Source organism: Deltaproteobacteria bacterium CG11_big_fil_rev_8_21_14_0_20_49_13 (assembly GCA_002796305.1).
GTDB lineage: Bacteria > UBA10199 > UBA10199.
In genome coordinates, this window is sequence record PCWZ01000032.1 from 1,262 (window position 1) to 6,068 (window position 4,807).

Sequence of the window (4,807 nt, forward strand, 5' to 3'; positions counted from 1 at the left end):
TCTGATTTGCAAAAGAACAACCTGATCTTAGCTCAATATCATAGACCTCATTTACCAGCCTTCTCGCTGGTTGCCAAACCTCCATCTCTTCGAATCTCTTGGCCGCTTCAGTATATCTCCCGGTCAAGGCCTCTGTACTGCACTGCTTCGAGCAGGTGCTGCATATTGATGGATTCCGCCCCTTCGATATCCGCGATCGTCCTTGAAACTCGCAAGATCCTGTCATACGCGCGCGCAGAGAGGTTCATCTTGTCCATGAGCTTTGCAAGGAACGCATGGGCATCGTTTCCTACCTTGCAGAACTCTCTTATTCCTCTTACGCCAAGCTCGGCGTTACATTTAATGTTCAGGTTCTTGTATCTTTCGTTCTGTCTCTTTCTTGCGGTCAGAACCCTTGCGCGAACCGATGCGGACGATTCACCGCTCCCCGTTCTCATCTCATGGGTCGGTACAGGAGGCACAGATACGTGCATGTCCAACCTGTCCAGTAGCGGACCCGATATCTTTCGCCGGTATCTTTGAATGTCGCCGACCCCGCATATGCATGCCTTAACCGGATGGCCAAAGTATCCGCACCGGCAGGGGTTCATTGCCGCCACCAGCATGAAGCGGGCGGGGTATGTGAGCGAAGTTCCGGAACGCGTGATATGGATCTTACCGCTCTCAAGCGGCTGACGGAGGCATTCAAGCAGGTCCTTTCTGAACTCCGGCAGTTCATCCATGAAAAGCACACCCTGATGGGCCAGCGATATTTCGCCCGGTTTTGGAACGCCTGAGCCGCCACCCACAAGTCCGGCATAGGATGCGGAGTGATGGGGCGCTCGAAAAGGTCTTTCGGTGATAAGCGGACTCTCTCTATTTACGAGCCCGAAGATACTGTATATCCTCGTTGTCTCTAATGCCTCTTCATAATCCAGAGGGGGAAGTATGGTAGGCAGTCTCTCCGCGAGCATCGTTTTCCCGGTACCCGGTGGTCCGTGGAGAATCACATGATGCCCGCCTGCGGCTGCTATCTCAAGCGCCCGTTTTGCGGTCTGCTGTCCCTTGATGTCTGAAAGATCTACGTGATAATCCTTTGAAATAACGGTGGCTGCTGGGCCGGCGCTTTTCGGTCTGACCCCATCCTTTAAAAAACTTGCAACATCGGTCAGATTTTCGGCACCCACTATTTCCAGTCCCTTTACAAGTGAAGCCTCGTTAAGATTGCCGACTGGAACGATAACTCCCTTTAGACCAGCGTTCCTTGCGGCGATGGCAAATGAAATGACTCCAGGAATAGTGGTGAGGGAGCCTGTCAGTGAAAGTTCGCCGGCAAAGAGCCATCCTTTGGTTTCTTCCGGGGAATACATGCCCGCAGCCGCAAGAAGACCCACCGAAATAGGGAGATCGAACGCCGTGCCGTGTTTCTTGATATCTGCCGGCGCCAGATTTATCGTCGTTTTTTTGCTACCGAACTCAAATCCCGAATTTCTGATAGCAGCGGCGACACGCTCCTTGCTTTCCTTTATCATGGTCTCCGGGAGCCCGACTATCTGCCAGCCAGGGAGTCCCTTTGAAAGATCGACCTCCACATTTACGATAAGTGCGTCAACTCCGTACAAGGTTGCCGATTTAATTTTTGCGAACATGCTGGATTGGATAAGCAAGAATCGTGCCAAAAATAAGTGCGTAGGTGCGCAAGTGCGTAAGTGCTTAAGTTGATTAAAAATAACTTCTACACTCCTATATTTAAACATTTCTGAATTTAGATTAAAGGTGTCGGAAATTGGACAGTTGATCACTTAGAGTAGTCAATTTCTAGCTTTTTATCTCTTGTGTCAGGTGCCGGCGCGCCGGGTTGGGAGGGGGCAAAGGCATCTTCAGGAGTAGGTAAAGGTTGTTCAAAAGTGGTTTCAGAAATCTGCGGCGGCGGAGCCACGGGTTCGGCGGGAAGGAGAGGTATCTCTGTAATGGAGAACGATGATCTTGGGGTTGGGCCTTCGGTCTTTTTACGCTCCAATATGTCCTCCGCAGAAAGAACATCCCTTTCCGGTTCAACCTTTGTGGTTTCCTGAGGAGCAGCCTCTAGCTTTGGAATAGGCATAGACGTCTCATAGAGCTTCCATGGCAGGCGCATCAGGTCTACCCTTAACACAGAGGCCTTGCCGGGACTTACCTTTATCTCTTCGTCAAGCGGGGTGAAGCCGTCCTTTGCCACCGCTATCTTTAAAATAGAGTTGGGCTCTATTCCTTCCTTTTTGAAAGGTGTTTTGCCGACCATCTCTCCGTTTATAAGCACGTTGGCATCGTCGGGGTTGGACATTATCTGAAGTTCACCGTAAGCGATCTCCAGGATCGGGGAGAATCTTATTGTCTCGTCCGGAGTGGCGGTAAAGGTTGCGCTGAAAAATTTGTGACCCTCAAGATAGATGCCTATTGTGTGAGCCTTTCCGTCGGCCTTGATATCTGTGAGGGTGACGGGGGTCCTGTGCTTTGTTGTTATGTCATCTATGTAGATGATCGCTCCCTCCGGTGCGGAACTTATATTGAGCGTTGTGAATTTTGGGGTAACGTCCGGGACCTTTCCGGTTGTTTCGGGAGTTAAACTCTTTGCCTCGAAGAACTGTGCCCATTCTTTCCACCAACCAAGTGCGTGGCCGGCAATGACTAACACCGCTATGAGCCATATGGCCATTATAGAACGGCTGATATATTTCAAAAGAAAGTGATTCTTATCGAGAAAATAACGAAATTTTTTTTTCCATTCGGGTCTTTGCTTTATCTTAAGCTCCGGTAAAATTTCTTCGCCTAATTCCTCTTTCGGTTCTTCTTCCGGATCTTCCAGCATGAAGTCCTTCATTATGTGCGTAGAACCTATGTCGATGGTCGCCTGTGTCTGATCGACTATCAAAAGGGGAGTGTTCTCCTTTTCACGTTCTTCTTCAGCCTCTATATAATCTTCGCCAAAGAGCTTCCTCACAAAGTTGACGACCAGTGAAGATTTGAAATCGGGGGAACGTGTATACAAAAGCTTTATAATGTCATCGCGCATCTCGCCGGCGTTCTGGTATCTCTTCTTAACGTCCTTTGAGAGCGCCTTCATTACAATGTCGTCGAATTCCTTAGGTATCTCCTTATTATAGGTGGAAGGCGGTTCAACTATAGCCTTGCGAACGTTTTTTATCGTCTGCTTGTTGTCCTTATCTTTAAAGAGCCTTCTGCCTATTGCCAGTTCATGAAGTATTACGCCAAGGGAAAAGATGTCGCTTCTGCCGTCTATAACTTCGCCGCGCGCCTGTTCGGGGGACATGTAGGCGAATTTTCCTTTAAGCACCACGGATTCCGTAGCATCTGACTTGAATGCGGATTTTGCTATGCCAAAGTCGATTATTTTAACGGTCCCGGAGTAAGAGACTATGATGTTCTGCGGGCTTATGTCCCTGTGGACTATCCCTAAGGAATTACCGGCCTCATCTGTCTTTCTGTGCATGTAATCAAGGCCGGACGCAACTTCCGATATGAAGTAGAGTATATATTGAAAGGGAATGAGCTCGCCATCCTTTAAGCATCTCTTGTTTATCTGCGAAAGTGACTTGCCGTCGACGAACTCCATCACCATGAAATAATCCTGACCGGTCCTGCCAAGATCGAAGATCTGCGCTATGTTGCCGTGCGAGAGCTGTACGGCTATCTTTGCCTCGGAGACCAGCATGTCGACGAATTCCTTGTTGGCGGCTATGTGCGGAAGGATCTTCTTTATTACGACGGTCTTCTTGGTGCCGTGAATGTCGGACGAGATACCTTTGAATATCTCCGCCATCCCCCCTTGAGCTATCTTTTTTTGAAGAAAATATTGACCGAGCGAGGTCCTTATTTCAGGGAGGTTGTCTTTCTCTCTATTTTCTGGCATACCGGCGCAATATAAGGTAAAATGCCCGAAACGTAAAAGGAAAAATGACCCGGCCAGGGGTCGGGTCATCCTGAGCGCGAAGTCCCGAAGGATCTCATGTGTTCGATTGAATATTGGGGATTCTTCGCTTATGCTCAGAATGACATAATAACTAATGGCAACCGAGAAATCTCTCACTCAAAAGGTCCCATCGCCCTTCGGAAGAGAGGTCAAGTTCCGCTTTGTTGGCGGCAAAAGTTCCGGAAAAGAAATTCCAGTTATAAAAGAGACCTTCTTCATAGGCAGGAGCGGCAACAACAACCTTGTGCTGGATGACCGTTCCGTTTCAAGAAAGCACGCGGTCCTTAATTTTATAGACGGCCATTTCATTTTGAGCGACCTCAACAGTTTCAAGGGTACAAAGATAAACGGTGAGAAGATACAGGAAGTTGAGCTTCAAAACGGCGACCGTATAAAGATGGGCGATATAGTCTTTGAGTTCATCGATGGCAAGCCTCTCCAGGGGAAAAAGGGGAATAAATGGCTCATCTGGGCCGTTCTTTTCGGTTCGATAGTTATTGTTGCCGGAATGATCATCTTATCTTCGAAAAATAAGGTTGCAGATCTAGGCGCCGACCTTGCGCGCGAGGTAGAATACAACTACTCCCAAGGTGTGAGGGCCTTTAATGCCAACAAGGACATAGAATCCGCAAGGTCATATTGGTTAAGGGCCAAAGAGCTTGATCCCGATGGTAGCACATCCCAAGGTCGCAATGCGGCGGTTTTGTTGAAAAATCTGCCTAGCAACACCGGGGGGACAAACAGCCGATAATGTATATAGGGCACCTCTAAAAAACCATTGGCGTGTCATTGCGAGGGAGCGTAGTGACCGAAGCAATCTCCATAAATCAAGTGTTTGCTTAGAGATTGCCGCGCCCC

General features: G+C 48.7%; 3 protein-coding genes. 1 reads left to right on the plus strand and 2 read right to left on the minus strand.

The features are described 5' to 3' along the window. Positions 1-107 precede the first annotated feature (107 nt). A complete protein-coding gene (locus tag COV46_02635) occupies positions 108-1,628 on the minus strand; it encodes a hypothetical protein (GenBank protein ID PIR17801.1) in 1,521 nt (506 codons plus the stop codon). A gap of 149 nt (positions 1,629-1,777) precedes the next feature. Then, entirely contained in the window at positions 1,778-3,958 is a 2,181-nt protein-coding gene (locus COV46_02640) for a hypothetical protein (protein PIR17802.1), read from the minus strand. Positions 3,959-4,043: 85 nt separating this feature from the next. Between COV46_02640 and COV46_02645 the strand changes: the two genes are divergently transcribed. Then, the gene (locus COV46_02645) at positions 4,044-4,700 is read left to right on the plus strand and encodes a hypothetical protein (GenBank protein ID PIR17803.1); all 657 of its coding nucleotides are present in this window, start codon (positions 4,044-4,046) and stop codon (positions 4,698-4,700) included. Positions 4,701-4,807: the final 107 nt, after the last annotated feature.

Bases quoted from the DNA above. Each gene is read 5' to 3' on its own strand.
- COV46_02640 (PIR17802.1), bottom strand. From the start codon at position 3,958: ATGACCCGACCCCTGGCCGGGTCATTTTTCCTTTTACGTTTCGGGCAT.
- COV46_02635 (PIR17801.1), bottom strand. From the start codon at position 1,628: ATGTTCGCAAAAATTAAATCGGCAACCTTGTACGGAGTTGACGCACTT.
- COV46_02645 (PIR17803.1), top strand. From the start codon at position 4,044: ATGGCAACCGAGAAATCTCTCACTCAAAAGGTCCCATCGCCCTTCGGA.